General features: G+C 57.1%; 16 protein-coding genes. 7 read left to right on the top strand and 9 right to left on the bottom strand.

All coding sequences use genetic code 11. From position 1 onward, the window contains the following. Positions 1-33: 33 nt before the first annotated feature. Both H4N61_RS11120 and H4N61_RS11125 read left to right on the top strand, forming a co-directional pair. A complete protein-coding gene (locus tag H4N61_RS11120) occupies positions 34-1,266 on the top strand; it encodes an MFS transporter (protein ID WP_169195063.1) in 1,233 nt (410 codons plus the stop codon). Between the two features lie 102 nt (positions 1,267-1,368). After that, a complete protein-coding gene (locus tag H4N61_RS11125) occupies positions 1,369-2,619 on the top strand; it encodes a multidrug effflux MFS transporter (protein WP_210337008.1) in 1,251 nt (416 codons plus the stop codon). Between the two features lie 66 nt (positions 2,620-2,685). On the opposite strand, the gene H4N61_RS11130 is transcribed toward H4N61_RS11125, so the two are convergent. Beyond that, a complete protein-coding gene (locus H4N61_RS11130; RefSeq protein ID WP_182394028.1) occupies positions 2,686-3,498 on the bottom strand; it encodes an inositol monophosphatase family protein in 813 nt (270 codons plus the stop codon). Then, positions 3,495-4,355 carry a tRNA 2-thiocytidine(32) synthetase TtcA gene (ttcA, locus tag H4N61_RS11135; protein WP_182396009.1) on the bottom strand — a complete coding sequence of 287 codons (861 nt, stop codon included), beginning with the start codon at positions 4,353-4,355 and terminating at the stop codon, positions 3,495-3,497. The genes H4N61_RS11130 and ttcA overlap by 4 nt, the downstream gene beginning before the upstream one ends. A gap of 177 nt (positions 4,356-4,532) precedes the next feature. Here ttcA and H4N61_RS11140 point away from each other — a divergent pair, with 177 nt between their 5' ends. Next, positions 4,533-5,906: an SbmA/BacA-like family transporter gene (locus H4N61_RS11140; RefSeq protein WP_182394029.1), complete on the top strand. Its 1,374-nt coding sequence runs from the start codon at positions 4,533-4,535 to the stop codon at positions 5,904-5,906. Positions 5,907-6,213: 307 nt separating this feature from the next. Here H4N61_RS11140 and rpsD read toward each other — a convergent pair whose 3' ends face one another. The 5 genes from rpsD to H4N61_RS11165 all read right to left on the bottom strand — a co-directional run bounded on the left by rpsD (position 6,214) and on the right by H4N61_RS11165 (position 10,472). Then, positions 6,214-6,831 (bottom strand): 30S ribosomal protein S4, encoded by a 618-nt coding sequence (rpsD, locus tag H4N61_RS11145; RefSeq protein WP_169195066.1) that lies wholly within the window; start codon positions 6,829-6,831, stop codon positions 6,214-6,216. 217 nt (positions 6,832-7,048) lie between these two features. Further along, on the bottom strand, positions 7,049-8,287 hold the full coding sequence (locus H4N61_RS11150; RefSeq protein WP_182394030.1) for an MFS transporter: 1,239 nt from the start codon (positions 8,285-8,287) through the stop codon (positions 7,049-7,051). A gap of 63 nt (positions 8,288-8,350) precedes the next feature. Further along, complete coding sequence (locus tag H4N61_RS11155; protein ID WP_182394031.1) at positions 8,351-9,151, bottom strand: RNA methyltransferase; 801 nt, start codon at positions 9,149-9,151, stop codon at positions 8,351-8,353. A gap of 57 nt (positions 9,152-9,208) precedes the next feature. After that, complete coding sequence (locus H4N61_RS11160) at positions 9,209-9,796, bottom strand: GNAT family protein (protein WP_169195069.1); 588 nt, start codon at positions 9,794-9,796, stop codon at positions 9,209-9,211. A 94-nt stretch (positions 9,797-9,890) separates the two neighbouring features. After that, positions 9,891-10,472, bottom strand: coding sequence for a GNAT family protein (locus tag H4N61_RS11165; RefSeq protein WP_182394032.1), 582 nt, complete (start codon positions 10,470-10,472; stop codon positions 9,891-9,893). A gap of 191 nt (positions 10,473-10,663) precedes the next feature. Here H4N61_RS11165 and H4N61_RS11170 point away from each other — a divergent pair, with 191 nt between their 5' ends. The 3 genes from H4N61_RS11170 (at position 10,664) to H4N61_RS11180 (ending at position 12,687) form a co-directional block, all read left to right on the top strand. Next, positions 10,664-11,017: a GFA family protein gene (locus tag H4N61_RS11170; protein WP_182394033.1), complete on the top strand. Its 354-nt coding sequence runs from the start codon at positions 10,664-10,666 to the stop codon at positions 11,015-11,017. Next, complete coding sequence (locus H4N61_RS11175) at positions 11,014-11,349, top strand: TfoX/Sxy family protein (RefSeq protein WP_182394034.1); 336 nt, start codon at positions 11,014-11,016, stop codon at positions 11,347-11,349. The genes H4N61_RS11170 and H4N61_RS11175 overlap by 4 nt, the downstream gene beginning before the upstream one ends. A gap of 120 nt (positions 11,350-11,469) precedes the next feature. Beyond that, a complete protein-coding gene (locus H4N61_RS11180) occupies positions 11,470-12,687 on the top strand; it encodes an NADP-dependent isocitrate dehydrogenase (RefSeq protein ID WP_182394035.1) in 1,218 nt (405 codons plus the stop codon). Positions 12,688-12,955: 268 nt separating this feature from the next. Here H4N61_RS11180 and H4N61_RS11185 read toward each other — a convergent pair whose 3' ends face one another. Next, complete coding sequence (locus H4N61_RS11185) at positions 12,956-14,683, bottom strand: VWA domain-containing protein (protein WP_182394036.1); 1,728 nt, start codon at positions 14,681-14,683, stop codon at positions 12,956-12,958. 368 nt (positions 14,684-15,051) lie between these two features. Here H4N61_RS11185 and H4N61_RS11190 point away from each other — a divergent pair, with 368 nt between their 5' ends. Beyond that, on the top strand, positions 15,052-15,936 hold the full coding sequence (locus tag H4N61_RS11190; RefSeq protein ID WP_169195259.1) for a DMT family transporter: 885 nt from the start codon (positions 15,052-15,054) through the stop codon (positions 15,934-15,936). Positions 15,937-15,990: 54 nt separating this feature from the next. On the opposite strand, the gene alaS is transcribed toward H4N61_RS11190, so the two are convergent. Beyond that, complete coding sequence (alaS, locus tag H4N61_RS11195; RefSeq protein WP_169195258.1) at positions 15,991-18,630, bottom strand: alanine--tRNA ligase; 2,640 nt, start codon at positions 18,628-18,630, stop codon at positions 15,991-15,993. Between the last annotated feature and the right edge of the window lie 76 nt (positions 18,631-18,706).

Here is an 18,706-nt window from a genome sequence, read left to right on the forward strand (position 1 = left end):
GGCGTAGCGTCGCCGCGCACAAATAGGTGAGTCATGTTCGCGTCCGCATCTGCTCCACGTCTCAATTTCCCTCTGCCCATCATTATTCTGGCGGGCTGCATTATTGCCGCTATTGGTTTCGGCACGCGTGGCGCCTTTGGACTGTTCACCCTGCCCATCACGGAAGATCTCGGCCTCACCCGTCAGGAGTGGGGCATGGCCATGGCGATACAGAACTTGGCTTGGGGCCTCACCCAGCCCTTCGCCGGAGCAATGGCCGATAAATATGGCTCTGCCCGCGTACTTGCCTTTGGCGGGCTGATCTACGCCGCCGGCGTTCTGGGCATGGCCTTCTCTCCAGACATTCTCAGCCTCACTCTCACCACCGGCATCATCACCGGCGTCGGTATCGCCGTGGCCTCATTTGGTGTTGTCATGGCCGCCTTCGGCCGTGTGGTCCCCGCCGAAAAGCGCAGCTTTGTTTTTGGTATTGCCACCGCAGCAAGCTCGGCAGGCCAGTTCATTTTCGCCCCGCTCGGTCAGGGCTTCATCTCTGCCTTCGGCTGGCAGATGGCTCTTGTCTGGATCGCACTGATCCTCTTGCTCATCATCCCGCTCTCCAGCGCACTGCGTGGTCGCGCTGAGTCCGTTCCGGGCGAAGCCGATATGAAGTTCATGCAGGCCCTGTCGCGCGCTTGGGGCTATGGCTCCTATCGCCTTCTGGTCATTGGCTTCTTTGTTTGCGGCTTCCACCTCGCCTTTATCGGCGTTCACATGCCGGCCTATCTGGTCGAATGTGGCCTTTCGCCAGAAGTGGGCAGCTGGGCAATCGCCGTTATCGGCCTCTTCAACGTCGCGGGCTCGCTCCTCTCAGGCTGGCTCGGTTCACGCCTGCCCAAGCAGCTCCTCCTTGCGCTCATCTACTTCCTCCGCGCGCTCGCCATTGCGGGGTTCGTTTTCCTGCCCGTCACGGAAATCAGCGCCTACATCTTCGGCGCAGTCATGGGCCTACTTTGGCTTTCCACTGTCCCGCTCACGGCTGGGCTCGTGACCCTCTTCTTCGGCCCACGTTACATGGGCATGCTCTATGGCATTGCCTTCCTCAGCCACCAGATCGGTTCCTTCTTCGGCGTCTGGCTGGGCGGTCTGGTTTATGATCTGACCGGTGCCTATGACCTGATGTGGTATCTCGGCATTCTGCTCGGCCTGGCCTCCGCTGCGGTCCACATCCCGATCAACGAGATCAAAGACAAAAATTTCGCGGTCAAAACCGCGATGCAACATTAATCACACCATTTCGCCCGTTGCCTTGCCAAAAGCTGGCAACGGGTTCATGGTCCGCGCGTTTCTAATCGTCGGCTACTCCTCGCCGACCTCTAGGTATTGATAATGACAGATCGGATATCGCGCGCGATTTCGCGCCCGCACTTCATTGCCCTCATAGCGGCACTGATGACGATGAACGCTATTGCTGTCGACGTCATGTTGCCCGCCCTGCCCTATATGGGCGAAGCCCTAGGGGTTGTCAGCGAGAACGAACGGCAGTTCGTCGTCACCTCCTACACCCTCGGAATGGGCATCGCCGTTCTGGCATTCGGCCCGCTGACCGACCGCTTTGGCCGCCGCATTCCTCTGTTTGCTGGCATCACCGTCTACATCATCGCCGCCATTGCTGCCGCCTTTGCGCAGGATTTCACGACTCTCTTGGTGCTGCGCTTCGTTCAGGGCATGGGTGCCGCCAGTGCGCGCGTGATCTGCACCGCCATCGTTCGTGACAAATACTCTGGCCGCGAAATGGCCGAGGTCATGTCTCTGACCTTCATGGTCTTCATGGCGATCCCCATCATTGCCCCAAGCATTGGTCAGGTGCTTCTCCTCACCGGCCCATGGCAGAACATCTTTATCTTCATGGGCCTACTGGCCTTGGCCATCATGATCTGGGGCTATTTCAAGCTCGATGAGACGCTCAGCGAAGACAAACGCCGTCCGCTCAGCATCAAGAGCATCGCCTCTGGCTTCCGCATCGTCTGCACAAACCGCACTGCGTTCTTCTATGGCCTCGCGGGCATGTTCCTCTTCGGTGCGCTCATGGGCTTCATCTCCTCGGCCCAACAGGTTTACGTCGAAGTCTATGGGCTCGGCCTGTGGTTCACCGCTGCATTCGCCGGCATTGGCGCCCTCATGGCGGTCTCGTCCTTCACCAACTCGCGCGTCGTCCGGCGCATGGGCATGCGTCGCCTCGCCCATGGCGCCATCTTGGTCTACACCACCTTCGGTGCCGTCATGACCATACTGGCCCTGACCAACAATCTGCCCTTTGTCGTCTTCTATCCGCTTCTGGCGATCATCATGTTCTCATTCGGCTGGACCAGCTCGAACATGAACTCGCTTTCGATGGAACCATTGGGCGCAGTCGCAGGCACGGCCGCCGCCACCTTCGCCTTCATCCAAACTGTCGGCGGGGCTTTGATGGGCATGGTGATCGGCCAGATGTTCAACCACTCTGCGCTCAACGTTGCAGCGGGCTACTTCACCATGGGCGTTATGGCACTGGTCTGCGTGCTCATCGCCGAAAAGGGCAAGCTGTTTGGCGTGGGCGAGCAATATGCCAATGCCGAGCCGATCATCTCGGAACACTAAGAACCAAAAAAGGCCGGGCGCACCACAGCACCCGGCCTTTTCTTTATTCTCGGATCATCTTGCGCTTTAGAAGGTAAAGACCTCGCGGCGCAGCGCCTGCCAGCTGTCCTTGTCAGGCGCGATAAGCAGCCCACCATCAAGGTCTGCAGCGCGATAGGGCGAACCATCCAGCTTGGCCACATGCGCGCCCGCTTCCTCGACAATCAACGAACCCGCCACGTGATCCCAAGGCATGGTCTTGTTGTACATTTGGAAGTGCACGTGCCCATCGGCGGCGAGGCGATACTCATGGCCCGCGCAGCGATAATTGGCGATCACCTTCACAAGGCTAAGATTGCCCAATACCTCGCGGCGATGTGGTTCGGGAATATAGGTCGTTGACGTCAGCCCACCCATTTCCGAAACCGGCACTGGATCGGCATATTTCAGACGCTTACGGCGACCATCGGGAAACACCTGCCAAGCGCCACACCCGCGCTCCGCCATCACGAAATCATCGCCCATCGGATCATAGATCACGCCCGCGACGGTTTCCCCGTTCTGCACCACGCCAGCCATGACCGCAAACAGCGGCAGCCCACCGACGAAATTAGCCGTTCCATCAACAGGATCGACGTAAATCACGACTCGATCCTCGAAGTTGGTGTTGAGCAGTGCCGCATTGGCCGAGACCGCTTCTTCGCCAATCACAATATGGCGCGGCGAATGCTCATTGATCGCCGCCGTAATCACGCGCTCGGCATTCACATCCGCCTCGGTCACCAGATCAAAAGCGCTGGTTTTGGTCTGCACCGCGCCCTCTTCGAGTTTGCGGAACCGTGGCAGTATCTCCTGCTGTGCGGCTTGTTTCAAAATCGCGGCGAGACGGTCAATGTTCATTCGGTAACTTTCTGCTGAGCAGCAAGGGACGCAAAATCAAACAGGCGCGTATCCAGCATATGGCTGGCATTGATGTTTCCCATGGCCCGGATCATCGTATCCTTACGGCCCGGCATGCGCTTTTCAATATCGGTGAGCATGGCCTTCATCGCATTGCGCTCCAACCCATCCTGCGAACCGCACAGGTCGCATGGAATAATCGGGAACTGCATGTGGTCGGAGAACTTTTGCAAATCCTCTTCCGCACAGAAAATCAGCGGACGCAGGACTTCAAGATCGCCCTCGTCATTGACCAGCTTCGCCGGCATCGCCGCCAGCTTGCCGCCATGGAACATGTTCATGAAAAAGGTTTCGAGGCTGTCGTCGCGATGGTGTCCCAGCACCAGCGCCGTACAGCCCTCTTCACGTGCAATGCGATAGAGATTGCCGCGCCGTAAGCGCGAGCACAGCGAACAATAGGTTGCTCCCTGCGGCAGCTTATCGGTCACGATCGAATAGGTGTCCTTGTATTCGATACGGTGCGCGATGCCCAATTCGCTCAAGAACGCTGGCAGGATGTGCTTCGGGAAATTCGGCTGCCCTTGGTCGAGATTGCACGCCAACAGCTCAACCGGCAGCATGCCGCGCGCCTTGAGGTCGAGCAGCAGCGCCAAAAGCCCATAGCTATCCTTGCCGCCCGACAGCGCAATCAGCCACTTCTCGCCCGGACGGACCATGGCGAACTTCTCAAGCGCTTCGCGAGTATTGCGAATGAGGCGCTTACGCAGCTTGTTAAATTCCACCGAACGCGGCGCTTTAGCGAAGATGGGATGGATACCGGTATCAGCATCCTCATCCAGCGTAGCTTGGGCTTCCATCACCGCGGACATTGGCAAAACTCTCTTCATCAGACGTGAGCTTGCTGATACCGCCGATAGCCCGGAATTGAAAGGGAAAGGCAAACTCGTGAACGCACTTACTTACCGCAGTGTAACTTGTGTGAATCTGCGGTTCGCCTCTAGATAAGGCAATATTGAACACCTCGGGAGATTTCGGTGTTTCGGTCTTTTTTCCCCGTACCCAAACTGTTTTTCGGCTCTGCCGCGCTATGGCTTCTCGCCGCCGTCGTGATCTGGTTCACCGTTGGCGATGCGATCCGACCCTATATCAGCATTGATCGCTTCACCCATCCGGTCGCAATCGAGGCTACGACTGCCCCAACCACTGCTCAAACGGCTACGACAGAAACCGCTGCACCCGACGCTTTAGCTACGACGACTGCCGACGCCGGAGACACCACCGAACCCGCCCCGAACCCAACCGCCGCTGCGGAAGCTGGGGCCAAGCTCGATTTCCTGAACGGTGATCGCGTCTGGCTCTATCAGTTCGTGTTGATCACAGCCCTGATCTTCTGCGTCTTCTGGTATTTCTACCAGCGCAATGATTGGTATTGGTGGTCAGTGGTGTCCACCACGGTCATCCTGCTGATCATCTATTTCCAAGTGCAGGTATCGGCCTTCGTCAACGAATGGTCCGGCTCGTTCTTTAACACCATCCAGCTTGCGCTCACGCAACCCGGATCGGTCTCGGCCGACCAGCTCTACGGCCTCGTTGGCACCATTTTATTGGTAGCGCTCCCCAGCGTACTGGTGTCGGTTCTGCTCGCATTCTACACCTCGCACTACGTCTTCCGTTGGCGCAAGGCGATGAACTTCTACTACATGGCCCATTGGCCAAAGATCCGCCAAACCGAAGGCGCGGCGCAGCGTGTTCAAGAAGACACCATGCGCTTTGCCCAGATCATGGAAGATCTCGGCACCGCGTTCTTCGACAGCTTGATTACGCTCGTCGTCTTCCTCCCCCTGCTTTGGACGCTCTCCGCAAACATCAGCGAATTGCCACTCTTCGGCGACGTTCCCGGTGGTCTGGTATGGGTCGCCTTGGTCGGCGCTGCAGCTGGCACAGCTTTGCTTGCTGTCGTTGGGATTAAGCTGCCAGGCCTCAACTTCGCCAACCAGCGCGTTGAAGCGGCCTATCGTAAGGAACTCGTTCTCGGCGAAGATCAAGCCGATCGCGCCCAACCCGCGACCATCCGTGAGCTCTTTGCGGGCGTGCAGAAGAACTACTTCCGCCTCTATTTCCACTACACCTACTTCAATCTGACCCGCTACGGCTACAACCAAGTCATCGGCTATGTGCCGCTCTTGGTGATGGCCCCCTCGATCCTGGCAGGTACCCTCACAATGGGCCTCTACCAGCAGATCCAGATCGCCTTCGGGCAGGTGTTCAGCTCCTTCCAGTTCTTCGCCCGCGCTTGGACGGTCATCGTGGAGCTGCAATCGGTCATCATGCGCTTGCGTCAGTTCGAGAGCCACATCCCGAACGACCAAGAGCCAATCAAGGTAAGCGTCTCCGGCGCAACGACCTAAGCAATCAAAGCCGCCCCCTGGGGCGGCTTTTTTATTGGCGGTCGTAGTCAGGTCCCCCACCCAACCTCCCCGCAGGCGGGGGAGGAGCAGACCGAGTTCAAACCCGCCTCTCCCCACCAACACTGCCTTCCCCTCCCCCTATCAGGGGGAGGCCGGGTGGGGGTACAGCACGTCCCCCCAACATACGCGATCCAATCCCTCCCCCTCCTCAGGGGGAGGCTAGGTGGGGGTAAACGCCCCCCAAAAAAACAAAAAAGGGCCGCTCCGAAGAGCGACCCTTTCCGTATCGAAAAATTCGAAACGCGGATTAACGCGAGTAGAATTCGACGACCAGGTTTGGTTCCATCTGAACTGGATACGGAACGTCCGACAGAGCCGGAACGCGCACGTAGGTCGCAGTCATCTTGTGGTGGTCAACATCGACGTAATCTGGAACGTCGCGTTCAGCAAGCTGAACAGCTTCGAGCAGAACGGTGAGCTGCTTGGAGCGCTCACGAACTTCGATCTTGTCACCAACCTTGACCTGGTAGGAAGGAATGTTGACGCGCTTACCGTTGACCAGAATGTGGCCGTGGTTCACGAACTGACGAGCTGCGAATGGAGTAGCAACGAACTTCGCGCGATACACGATCGCGTCCAGACGGCTTTCCAGCAGACCGATTAGGTTTTCACCGGTATCGCCCTTGCGACGAGCTGCTTCGTCATAAAGACGACGGAAGCCCTTTTCGGTGATGGAAGCGTAGTAGCCCTTGAGCTTCTGCTTAGCGCGGAGCTGTAGGCCGTAGTCGGAGAGCTTGCCCTTGCGACGCTGACCATGCTGGCCTGGGCCATATGCACGGGTGTTCAGCGGGGACTTTGGGCGGCCCCAGATGTTTTCGCCAAGACGACGATCGATCTTGTACTTAACGGAATGACGCTTCGACATCGCGTATCCTTCTCGTAGAGAGTTGAAGGTTTCGCGCCCTCCTTTGCCTTGCTTGCACAAGGCCGACAGACTCCCTTGCGAGAATCCCGGGTGCGCCTATAGCCCCGAAGGGCGGGATAGGTGAGCCGGTGTTTATTGACCGACTCCCCAAGAGTCAACCCAAAGCGCCGGAAAACGCGGCAATCTTCCGCCCGCGCCGTCGCTTTTCGCGCACATGTTACACCATGCGCTTGTTGATCTGCCGCTGCTCACGCAATTGCGGAAAGACCCGGCTCCAGATCACGGCGATTGCCATGGCCCCAAACCCGCCGATCACCACCGCTGGCACAGCCCCAATGAAATGCGCCACAGTCCCGGCCCGGAACTCGCCCAGCTCATTGGACGCACCGATAAACACCGAATTCACGGCATTGACGCGACCACGCACCTCTTCGGGCGTCCACAGCTGCATGATGGTTTCGCGAATGGTCACGCTGACCATGTCCGAGGCTCCGACCAATATGAGAGCCGGGATCGAAAGCCACACGGTCGAAGACAGACCAAAAATCACCGTAAACAGGCCAAACAGCCCAACAAACAAAAACAGCAACTTCCCGGCATGATCACGGATCGGGAACCGCGTGAGGTAGAGAGCCATCGCAATGGCCCCGATCCCCGGCGACGCGCGCAGCAACCCCAGCTCCACTGGGCCCGCATGCAAAATATCCTTGGTATAGATCGGCAGCAGCGCATAGGCCCCACCCATCAACACCGCGAACATATCGAGCGAGATCGCGCCCAACACGACCTTGTTCGAAAATATGTAGCGAAAGCCGCCGAAAATGGTCTCAAGGCTCGTCGCCTGTCCTGCCTTATGCTGCGCAGGCTTGGGGATTAGCACCACAGTGATCATACCACCGGCCAAAAGCAGAGCCGCTGACCCGAAAGCGAATGCTGGCCCCATCCCATAGAGCAAGCCCCCCAAGGCTGGTCCGGTGATGGAGGCGAATTGCCAGGCCGAAGCGTTGACCGTGATCGCGTTCGAGAGCGCCTCAGATGGTACAAGGTTCGGCGCCAGAGACTGCGCCGCCGGTCCCCAGAACGCCCGCGCCGTGCCCAAAAACACCAGCACAACGAACATCGGCCAAACCTCGTCGCTGTTTCGCCCTGTCAGCACCAAAAAGCTCAGTGCGCATAAGAGCTCAACGGCCAAACAAATGGCCATGATACGGCGTCGGCTAAACCGGTCCGCCGTCAGCCCGGTCACCAGCATCAAAACCAGCGCCGGCAAAAACAGCGCCAGCCCGACAAGCCCAAGCAGCAACGCATTGCCTGTCACATCATAAATGTGCCACGCAATCGAGACCGACATGATCTGAACGGAAAAGCTGACGAGCAATGTCGTCAGCCAGAAAAAGCGGAAACCGATATAAGTAAAAGCGAGCTTGGACGGCTCAGAGGGGGCGTGCGTACTCATGAGTACACTGCATCGCACTTTGCCCCCACGCCGTCAAAGACCAAATAGAGCGTGAACTCTAGCTCACTCGTCTTTCTGCGACTTCTGCCGATTGGGGTTCGGCCGCTCATGGCGACGATCAATGGAAGAGATCACTCCCCGCAAGGTGCGGATTTCTTGGCTCGTAAAGCGACCACGCGTCAGCGCCGTACGCAGATTGGTGATCACGCTGGGCTTTTTGTCAGGCGCGGTGAAGAACCCCGACCCTTCCAAAACGGTTTCCAGATGTTCCATCAGCCCCACCAGTTCGTTGCGTGGCGCAGGCTCATGCAGCCCATCGCCAAATGGCAGGGCTTTGCCTTCTTCGCTGGTGCGACGAAACTCATAGCTCATCAGCAAGACAGCTTGGGCAATGTTGAGGGAGGCAAAAGCTGCTTCAACCGGCAGCGTCACAATCGCGTCAGCTAGCGCGACTTCATCATTGAGCAGTCCCCAGCGCTCACGTCCAAACAGCAAGCCGACCTTTTCGCCCTTGCGAATATGGGTCGCCATGGTCGCCGAGGCTTCTTCCGGCCCATAGACCTCTTTTTGCATGTCGCGCGAACGCGCAGTGGTCGCATAGACCAGCGTCAAATCGGCAATAGCTTCTTCAAGAGTTTCATAAACCGTCACGCGTTCCAGCACGTGGTCAGCCTTGGATGCCGCAGCGATTGCCTTTTCATTGGGCCAGCCATCGCGGGGCCGGACAAGGCGCAAGTCCCACAGGCCGAAATTGGCCATGGCACGCGCGGCCGAACCGATGTTTTCTCCCAACTGAGGCTCACACAAAATGATCGCCGGAGTTGGTGCGTAGTTGATCGGTTGAGAACTGTCCGTGCCTGCCATGTGCCGCCCATCCTAGAAAGTCTGGGCGGCATATCGCAATTGCTGGCTAGGGGCAAATCAAGCGACGCGGCCACGCACCGGTAATTGCACGATTTTTGTGGCCGGACGCCAATCGCGGTCGAGCAGTGCGAAGTGCATTTCTTCGTCCCAATCGCCTTGATAAAGGGCATGCTCACGGTAATGCGCTTCAAGGCGCATACCCAGTTTCTGCAGCAATTTCACGGTGTTGTGGGACCGTGCATCACTGCGCACCACGATACGATGCATATTGAAATGGTCGAACCCCAATTCGAACATGGTCGACAAAGCCTGCGTCAAATAACCTTGCCCACTCATGGTCGGCTCAATCGCAAATGTCATTTCGCCCTGACGCGCCATGGCATCATACCAACGCAAGCTAACCTGCCCGATCAGCCGTTCATCACCCTTGCGGCACAGCGCTAGGGTGAGCACATCACCGGGCCGCACCAGATCGGTTTGCTTACGCATCAGCTCAACCGCGTCGGCCTCGTCTCCCGCATATCGAGACGGACGCTCCAAATAGCGGGCAAGCGTTGGCAGAGCGTGATAGCGCGACACAGCCTTCACGTCCGCGCGCTCAAAGGGGCGTAAGATCAGATGAGCAGTTTCAATCGGAAAACGCAAAGTCGACATCCTCGGGTCCCTTTCAGTTGAGTGAAATATCAGCACTTGCCCTTTGAACGGCGTGAGGTGCTCGCGGTTCCCGAAATATTGTCTCCTATAATAGCGTCTTAGAGCCTTGATTTTGCGCGAGCCACTCATGGCTCAGCATGGCGTAGTACAGTTCCTCATCCCAACGCCCTTTGAACAAGCCGTGCTCGATGAAATGGGCTTCCTTCCGCATCCCCAAGCGCTCCATCAAGCGCCACGATGGGGTGTTAGCAGCATCGCAACGGGCAAAAACGCGGTGCAGTTCGGCGCTTTGAAAGGCGAGAGCCAACAGCACCCGACACGCTTCGCTGGCGTAGCCCTTGCCCTGATGATCGGGATGGAAAATCCAGCCAATTTCTCCCTGACGCGCTTCAACATTACGCAGGATAAGACACACCTCGCCCACTAGGGTCCCATCGCGTGTCTCGACCGCCAGCGTCAGCCGACTATCGACCTTATCCAAATGCACATGATTTATCCTCTGCTGGATGGCCAGCGCGCATTCTTCGCGGGTCAGCGCCTCATCCATCAGATATTGCGCCACGTCCTCACGGCCGCGATACGCAAACATTGCATCAGCGTCCCGGCGCGAAAAATGTCGCAAAACCAAACGCTCAGTCTCAAGAGGCGAGTGTAGGTGAAAATCCATGAGCTTTATCACGCCATTGGCGCCTTCCCACTGCTCAAAACATTTGGCACTTTTGGCCCCTTGCGCCACGAAATGCCAAATGCAAGCCTATCCAGATGCCACAAGATGTACAGCATAATGCCATAGTAGAAGCCAATGGACGCTGCGACTGCGGGGCTGTCACGGTCAGGGCGAGCGGTCGCATCCTTTCCATGTTCACCTGTGCCTGTCTGAACTGTCAGACAGTCACTGGCACCGGCCATAGCAGCATAGCGCTCTTGGCAGCAGACGATATTTCCTTCACCGGCGAAACCAAGCCCTATACCCGTGACGCCGCCTCCGGCGCGCGCTTCACGCGCCACTTCTGCCCGGTGTGCGGCACCACACTCCACGCCCAAAGTTCTCGCGCTCCGGGCGTCAGCATCCTACCTGTCGGTATTTTCGCAGGCAATAATCAGTGGTTTAAGCCCAAACACCTACTCTTCGGGCGCAGCCGCCAGCCTTGGGACTGGTTACCAGAAGGCCTCCACATCCACGAAACCTATCCCGAGAAAGCTGCGCCATGAGCATGGCCATGCAAGAGCTACTCGACCGCTTGGACGCAATCATTCCGCCAAGCCTTGTCTACTCGAGGAAGAAAATGTTCGGCGGCACCGCCCTTATGGTCCGTGGCCACATGGCGCTTTGGGTCGGAAAAGAGGGTAATATACTCGTCCGCGTCGGAAAAAGCGGACTGGAAACAGCGCTCCAACACGAAGGTACTTCGCTCATGGAAATGACCGGACGCACCATGGGCGGCTTCGTTCTGGTATCCGGCGATGTGCTGGAAGACGAGGAAACGCTGGCCTTCTGGTTGCAAACGGGCCTCGCCTCAGTCCAAATTCTTCCGCCGAAGTGAACACAGACTTCTCGGCATGCCCCCTTGCCGAGCCTAACTTTGCTCTTTCATTGGCCGATGTTATACGGCTTACTCACGCGCGGCTAAGATGCCGCTATCATGCTTTTAAGGGAGTTTTCGATGAGCAAGATCAAAGTCGCCAACCCGGTCGTCGACCTCGACGGCGATGAAATGACCCGCATCATCTGGCAGGCCATTAAAGACAAGCTCATTCATCCCTACCTCGACCTCGACATCGAATATTACGATCTGTCGGTCGAAAACCGCGACGCCACCAACGATCAGGTGACCATTGACGCTGCAAACGCGATCAAGAAGCACGGCGTCGGCATCAAGTGCGCGACCATCACCCCAGATGAGCAGCGCGTCGAAGAGTTCGGCCTCAAGAAAATGTGGAAGTCGCCAAACGGCACCATCCGCAACATCTTGGGCGGCGTTATCTTCCGCGAACCAATCATCTGCAAGAACGTGCCACGCCTCGTTCCAGGCTGGACCCAGCCAATCATCGTTGGCCGTCACGCTTTCGGCGATCAGTACCGCGCCACCGACTTCACCTTCCCAGGCAAGGGCACGCTGACCATCAAGTTCGCGGGCGAAGACGGCACCGTCATCGAGCACGAAGTCTTCCAGGCTCCGGGTTCTGGCGTTGCCATGGCCATGTACAACCTCGACGACTCGATCCGCGATTTCGCTTACTCGAGCTTCAACTATGGTCTCGCCCGTGGCGTTCCGGTCTACCTGTCGACCAAGAACACCATCCTCAAGGCCTATGACGGTCGCTTCAAGGATATCTTCCAGGAAATCTACGACGCCGAATTCAAGCAGAAGTTTGAAGAAGCCAAGATCTGGTACGAACATCGCCTGATCGACGACATGGTCGCCTCTGCCCTCAAGTGGTCCGGTGGCTATGTTTGGGCTTGTAAGAACTACGACGGCGACGTGCAGTCCGACATCGTGGCACAGGGCTTCGGCTCGCTCGGCCTGATGACCTCGGTTCTGGCGACGCCAGATGGCAAGATCGTTGAAGCTGAAGCTGCCCACGGCACCGTGACCCGTCACTACCGCCAGCACCAGCAGGGCAAGGAAACCTCCACGAACTCGACCGCGTCAATCTTCGCTTGGACCCGTGGCCTCGCGCACCGCGCCAAGCTCGATGACAACGCAGAACTCGCCAAGTTCGCGCTGACTCTGGAAAAGGTGGTTGTCGACACCATCGAAGAAGGAAAAATGACTAAGGACTTGTCCTTACTCGTTGGTCCAGATCAGCCATGGCTCTCGACCCTCGGCTTCCTCGATGCGATCGACGAAAACCTTCAGAAGGCAATGGCTAAGGCCTAATCCCTTCCAAGACAAAATCACAGAACGGCGCCCCTGCGGCGCCGTTTTTTTATTCGCAAATCCAAAAACTTGCACCATCCAAAGGCAACACTGGCACACCGCCATGTCCTGCGAACCAACCGCTACAAACGCCACCCTGCCCAAGACGCCTGTGGCCTCACTAAAGCACGGTCGAACACCAAAACGGGCCTCGACTGCCGTCCTAATCCACTCACACAGAAAAAAAGGGCGCCCATAGAGCGCCCTCCTCAGATTGAAACCGACCAATCTATTTCGTCTTTTTCTTGCCCTCTGTGGGCTCAGCCGCAGGGGCAGACGACGCTGGCTGATCAGCGGCAATCCCAGCAGCGGCGGCGGCAGCTTCAGACACTTCCACCTCCACACGTTCACCAGCGATAACAGTGAACGGCACCTCATATTCAACGTCGTCGGCAAACTGCCCCACGGCAACATAGTCGCCCTCGGCAAAGGCATACTGCCATTCGACGTCATACTTGGTGGTGACCTCACGGCGCGTGCCATCGATACCTAGCCCGGCTTCATAAATGGCCATGCGCTCTACGCCCGGCGCAGTGAAAGCCGCAACCCCGGCATTGAGATTGACCACAAGGTCCAGCCGCTCACCATCGACTATGGTAATAGGGGTCTCAACGCTGACAGCTTCAAAGTCAGTTTTTAGGATATAATCCCCTGGCGCTGCATAAAATTTAGCCGACGTATCGTATTCCACGTCGATCTCTTCACGGCGTCCGTCGATGGATTTACGGGCCGACATCAAACCATACCGCAGCTGATTGCTGGTCACATCCACGCCTTCGGCATAGATCGCCGTGGCCTCCATAAAGCCCGCGTGGAGATTGATGTCCTTCTCTAATATTTCACCCGCAGTGAGAGAAAACTCTTCGGTGTAGATGACGGAGTCATGGGTCACCTCCATCTCCAGCGGTCCTGCTGGAAGTCGGAAAGTGCCTTCGCCAAACTCAGTAGACCTGTCATCACCATAAGAGATGCGGATCTGCGTATTGCTATTGGGAACCTCGCCTTCCGAGGTTACGGCCCGGACCTTCACCAAACCGGCATTCAGATTGACCACCGGCTCGGCCAACTCACCATCACCAACACTGATTTTCTGCTCGACCGTCGCCCCGCCCAAAGTGGCGCGCAGATAGTAATCACCGGGCTCAACGTTGAACTTAGCCCCTGAGTCATATTCGGTTTGCAAACGCTCACCGACACCGGTTGCAGCGACTGCGTGCACCTCCCAGACCAACTGACCCAATTCATTATGATAAGGCACGCCCTCGGCCAATACGGCCTGCGGCACCAGATTAAACTCATGCTCCACTGGGGCAGGTTCGGGCTCTGGAGCTTGGGCGACTTCGGCAACGGCTGTGCCGAGCGCATCAACCAGCCCTGCCCCGTCATCAGCCGAGAAATACTTGCCGCCTGTGTTCTCCGCTAGACAGGCGACTTGTCGCCCTTCCTCATCGGTCAAACCAAAGCCCAGAACGTGCGTCGTGAAATTGACGCCTTGCGCTTCTAACTCATTGCCTAGCGCACAAGGATCAACCTCACAGGTCTCCAACCCGTCAGTAATGAGAATGACCGTTGCGGCATCCTCTGTGTAGCGCAGTTCTTCCGCAGCCAAGCGCACAGCATCACTGAGGGGCGTCATGCCCTTAGGGTTTATTTTCGCTGCAGCCGCATTGATTGCCGCCGCTGTCCCAGAAGCAGGCGCCACCAGCAACTCGATATCGCCGCAATTTCCCTTTTCGCGGTGACCATAGGTCATAAGACCGAGCTCTAGTTCACCCGGCAGGGTGGAAAGCACTTCGCTCAAGGTATCGCGAGCAATGCCAATCCTGGGCGTTCCATCGACTTGGGCCCACATTGATCCGGACCCGTCCAAAACAATAATGGCCTGTTCCGCGGACGTTACGGGAACAACCATAGCCAGAGCGACGCAAGCTCCGGAAAAGAGTTTAATCAAGTTCAATCTAGGCTCTCCTCACGAGGCAGAACCGAAACCAGCCCTGCACTATGCTTCGCACCCAGAGACGAAAATAGGCAAACAACTAAACTGATAGCAATAGACCACGCCATCACAAGTCAAACTAACCACTAACAGAAGCCAATAAAGTAACACGCAACTTCAATTTGAAAGCAAAGCCGAACCAGCGACGGAGAACTTAAACAACTTTCATTAAATACCTTTCACCTCCCGACGCAACGTAACCGCTCCCTATCTTCATCACCTTCCTGAAAAATCATACAAAGCGGCGCACTCCGTGAGTGACGGAGTAAGATTTCACTCGTATGGTAGTTACGTCTACCGAATCTCCCTTTTTTCACTGAGTGATCCTGATGCCTATCGGCGTCCTACTTGCGTTTGTCGCCTACGCCGTTTTCTCGATGAGCGACGCCCTGATCAAAGTGATCGGCTCTGGCATATCCGTCTTTGAAGTCGCGTTTTTTACGGCCATATTCTCCATCATCCCTTTGATGCTCCGCAAAGAAGGCGAGCGTTTTCGCGACATATACAAGCTCCACCACCCTTGGCTTTTGCACCTCCGCTGCGCGACGGCAATTACGGGGAGCGCCTGCGTAGTCTACGCTTTCACGCATATTCCCTTTGCCGACGTCTATGCGATCGGCTTCACCACACCTGTATTCGTCACCATACTTTCAGTGGTGTTTCTCAAGGAACACGTCACCATCCAGCGTTGGCTGCTGCTGGTCCTCTGTTTCTTGGGCGTTGTATTGGTCATCCGTCCCGGCGTGCGTGAAGTCCTACCCGGCCACTACATTATGATGTTCGGCGCCTTCCTTGGCTCGATCACCACCATCATTCTGCGCCATGTGGCGCCCCGCGAGCGGCGTGTTAGCATTGTCGGGCTGCAAGTGCTCTATTCGGCGATCATCAATGGCTTGTTGATGATCCCAACCTTCGTCATTCCAACGTGGGAACAGATGCTGATCTTCCTCAGCATTGGCCTCCTCGGAGGGCTCGGCGGGCTACTTGTCATTGCAGCCACGAAGGTCACACCGGCCAACATCGTGGCCCCTGTACAATACAGCCAGCTCATCTGGGCTATACTATTTGGGGCACTCTTCTTTGGCGAATACCCGGATTGGGTGGCTATCATCGGCATGGTGATCGTGGTGATCGCTGGCCTCCTCAACGTCATCAGCGACCGCAGACCGATCCGCTGGAAGCCCCGCATCTTCTTCTTCCGTACCGGCCAGTAGCCATGAAAAAAGCCCCGTCTCACGACGGGGCTTTTGTATTTCGAGCTGACGCGCTTAGAGCAGCGCGCGGATGGCTGCCACAGCGTCTTCAGCCTTGGAAGCGTCTGGTCCACCACCCTGAGCCATATCCGGACGACCGCCGCCGCCCTGACCGCCGAGAGCAACTGTAGCGGACTTGATCAGTGTGCCTGCAGCGTACTTGGCGGTGAGGTCTTCGCTGACGCCAATAGCAACAGTGCCCTTGCCGTCTTCACCCTTGAGGACAACGACAACCACGCCGGAACCAATACGCTTCTTCTCAGCGTCAACGACCGACTTGATGTCTTTAGCCGCAATGCCTTCAACCACGCGACCAACGAAGGTTACGCCATTGACTGTTTCGGTCGCGCCGCCACCCTCACCGCTGCCGCCGAGCGCCAACTTCTGACGGGCATCAGCAAGAGCCTTTTCAGCACTCTTAAGCTGGTTCTGCAGAGCTTCAATGCGATCAAGAACCTCGTGGGTCCCCGAACGTAGGAGACCGGCAGCCGAGGAAACCAACTGGATATTGGTGTTGCCACGATGACGAGCAGCAGTGCCGGTGAGTGCTTCCACGCGGCGAACACCAGCGGCAACTGCGCCTTCCGAAACGATCGACACTAGGCCGATATCGCCAGTACGCTTCACATGCGTACCGCCACAAAGTTCAACGGACCAGCCAACACCGTTGCCGGTAGGCTCACCCATGGAAACCACGCGAACTTCGTCGCCATATTTTTCGCCGAACAGAGCGCGCGCGCCAGATTCCTTGGCTTCTTCCACGCCCATTAGGCGTGTTTCAACTGGGGTGTTCTGGAGAATGATCGCGTTGGCGATGTCTTCAACTTCTGCCAATTCCTGTGGGGTCATTGGCTTGGTGTGGACGAAGTCAAAGCGCAGACGATCGGCCGAAACCATCGAGCCCTTCTGCGCAACGTGATCACCGAGAACGAGGCGGAGCGCTTCGTGCAGCAAGTGGGTCGCGGAGTGGTTCGAACGGATCGCCGAACGACGTGTGTGATCGACAACCAGCTCAACAGCCTGACCGACCTTCAGCGCCCCCTCCTTGACGGAGACACGGTGCGCGAAGACGCCCTGATACTTGTTGGTATCGGTGACAAGGGCAGTAACGCCATCAGCCTTGATCACGCCGCTATCGCCGACCTGACCGCCGCTTTCGCCATAGAACGGTGTCTGATTGACGACGACAATGCCGTCCTGACCAGCGGAGAGTTGAGTGACTTCCTTGCCATCGACCAAGATGACATTGATCTCAGCTTCAGCAGTTTCGGTTTCGTAGCCGAGGAATTCGGTCGGGCCGAGCTTGTCCGCAAGACCGAACCAAACGGTGTCGGTGCCCGCTTCGCCCGACCCAGCCCAGTTCTTGCGCGCTTCAGCCTTCTGCTGCGCCATAGCGGCATCAAAGCCTGCCTGGTCAACAGTGATCGAACGCGAACGCAGTGCGTCTTCGGTCAGATCGAGTGGGAACCCGTAGGTGTCGTAGAGCTTGAACGCGGTCGCGCCAGCGAGAACGTCGCCTTCGCCCAGCGAAGCGGTTTCGGCTTCGAGAATCTGCAGGCCACGGCCAAGGGTCTTGAGGAAGCGGCCTTCTTCAAGACGGACGGTTTCCGCGATCATAGCTTCGCCACGACTTAGTTCTGGATACGCCTGACCCATTTCGCGCACGAGAGTTGGAACCAACTTGTGGATCACTGGCTCGTTAGCACCCAGAAGGGTCGCATGACGCATCGCACGGCGCATGATGCGGCGCAAAACATAGCCACGGCCTTCGTTGGATGGCAGAACGCCCTCAGCAATGAGGAAGCTCATCGAACGCAAGTGGTCGGCAATTACGCGCAGCGAGCGATTGCCCGGACCGTTGATGTCGGAATTGGTTGCGTGAGCGGCAGACGAGATCAGCGCCTTGAACAGGTCGATATCGTAATTGTTGTGAACCCCCTGCATCACTGCAGCGATACGTTCAAGACCCATGCCGGTATCGATGGACGGGCGTGGCAGGCCAGTACGCGAACCATCGGCATGCTGTTCGAACTGCATGAAAACAAGGTTCCAGATTTCGATCCAACGATCGCCATCTTCATCAGGAGAACCCGGAGGGCCGCCCCAGACCTTATCGCCGTGGTCATAGAAGATTTCCGAGCACGGACCGCAAGGGCCGGTATCGCCCATCTGCCAGAAGTTGGACTTGGCGCCGAGGCGAACAATGCGATCTTCAGAAAGACCAGCAATCTTCTTCCAAAGCTCCATAGCCTCATCATCGTCCTGATAGACGGTGACCATCAGCTTGTCTTTTGGAAGAGCCCAGTCCTTGGTGAGGAGGTTCCAAGCCAATTCAATCGCGTCGGACTTGAAATAATCGCCAAACGAGAAGTTGCCGAGCATTTCAAAGAAAGTGTGGTGGCGCGCGGTAAAGCCCACATTGTCCAGATCGTTGTGCTTACCGCCAGCGCGTACGCACTTCTGTGCCGTCGTCGCGGTCGAGTAAGGACGTTTTTCAACGCCGGTGAAGACGTTCTTGAACTGGACCATGCCCGCATTGGTAAACATCAACGTCGGGTCATTGCGCGGGACGAGCGGGCTCGAGGCAACGGCTTCGTGGCCATTGCGTGCAAAGTAGTCGACAAAGCTCGAACGAAGATCGTTTACGCTGGTCATACACAGGCTTTCATGGCGAGCGGGCGCAGTGACGCCCGAGTAGGAAAATTTGGGGGCTATTTATCGTGATGGCTCG

The sequence above is a fragment of the Devosia sp. MC521 genome, from assembly GCF_014127105.1.
Taxonomy (GTDB): domain Bacteria; phylum Pseudomonadota; class Alphaproteobacteria; order Rhizobiales; family Devosiaceae; genus Devosia.

Excerpts from the sequence above, each read along its gene's own strand:
- H4N61_RS11175 (WP_182394034.1), top strand. The coding sequence starts at position 11,014 with ATGAGCATGGCCATGCAAGAGCTACTCGACCGCTTGGACGCAATCATT.
- H4N61_RS11125 (WP_210337008.1), top strand. The coding sequence starts at position 1,369 with ATGACAGATCGGATATCGCGCGCGATTTCGCGCCCGCACTTCATTGCC.
- H4N61_RS11170 (WP_182394033.1), top strand. The coding sequence starts at position 10,664 with ATGTTCACCTGTGCCTGTCTGAACTGTCAGACAGTCACTGGCACCGGC.
- H4N61_RS11150 (WP_182394030.1), bottom strand. The coding sequence starts at position 8,287 with ATGAGTACGCACGCCCCCTCTGAGCCGTCCAAGCTCGCTTTTACTTAT.
- H4N61_RS11180 (WP_182394035.1), top strand. The coding sequence starts at position 11,470 with ATGAGCAAGATCAAAGTCGCCAACCCGGTCGTCGACCTCGACGGCGAT.
- H4N61_RS11190 (WP_169195259.1), top strand. The coding sequence starts at position 15,052 with ATGCCTATCGGCGTCCTACTTGCGTTTGTCGCCTACGCCGTTTTCTCG.
- H4N61_RS11120 (WP_169195063.1), top strand. The coding sequence starts at position 34 with ATGTTCGCGTCCGCATCTGCTCCACGTCTCAATTTCCCTCTGCCCATC.
- ttcA (WP_182396009.1), bottom strand. The coding sequence starts at position 4,355 with ATGGAAGCCCAAGCTACGCTGGATGAGGATGCTGATACCGGTATCCAT.
- H4N61_RS11165 (WP_182394032.1), bottom strand. The coding sequence starts at position 10,472 with ATGGATTTTCACCTACACTCGCCTCTTGAGACTGAGCGTTTGGTTTTG.
- H4N61_RS11130 (WP_182394028.1), bottom strand. The coding sequence starts at position 3,498 with ATGAACATTGACCGTCTCGCCGCGATTTTGAAACAAGCCGCACAGCAG.
- alaS (WP_169195258.1), bottom strand. The coding sequence starts at position 18,630 with ATGACCAGCGTAAACGATCTTCGTTCGAGCTTTGTCGACTACTTTGCA.
- rpsD (WP_169195066.1), bottom strand. The coding sequence starts at position 6,831 with ATGTCGAAGCGTCATTCCGTTAAGTACAAGATCGATCGTCGTCTTGGC.
- H4N61_RS11155 (WP_182394031.1), bottom strand. The coding sequence starts at position 9,151 with ATGGCAGGCACGGACAGTTCTCAACCGATCAACTACGCACCAACTCCG.